Genomic DNA, 372 nt, shown 5'->3' with positions numbered 1-372 from the left:
CTACCTGCCCACCGACGAGGGCTGGCTGTACCTGGCCGCGATCAAGGACATGGCCACGCGCCAGATCGTCGGCTGGTCCATGGCCGACCACCTCCTGCATCGGCGCCCTGGTCATGGCCTTGCAGCGCTGCCACCCTGCCAGGGGCCTGATCCTGCACAGCGACCGCGGGGTTCAATATGCTTCCACCGACTACCGCCGCGTGCTGGAGCGGCAGGGCATCGAGCAGTCCATGAGCCGACGCGGCAACTGCCTGGACAACGCGCCCATGGAGAGCTTCTTCGCTTCGCTCAAGAAGGAGCGCGTCCATCAGGCCCGGTTCCGTACCCGCGAGGAGGCCAGGGCAGCGGTGTTCGACTACATCGAGGTCTTCT

At 66.4% G+C, this 372-nt stretch carries 1 pseudogene; it reads left to right on the top strand.

The features are described from left to right. Nucleotides 1-372 (top strand): annotated as a pseudogene (locus M0638_RS28630) (DDE-type integrase/transposase/recombinase); the annotation flags it as partial.

It is taken from the genome of Roseomonas acroporae, assembly GCF_023223525.1.
Classification (GTDB): Bacteria; Pseudomonadota; Alphaproteobacteria; order Acetobacterales; family Acetobacteraceae; genus Roseomonas_E; species Roseomonas_E acroporae.
The sequence above is the reverse complement of the archived record's forward strand: the minus strand, read 5'-3'. Positions and strand labels throughout refer to the sequence as shown.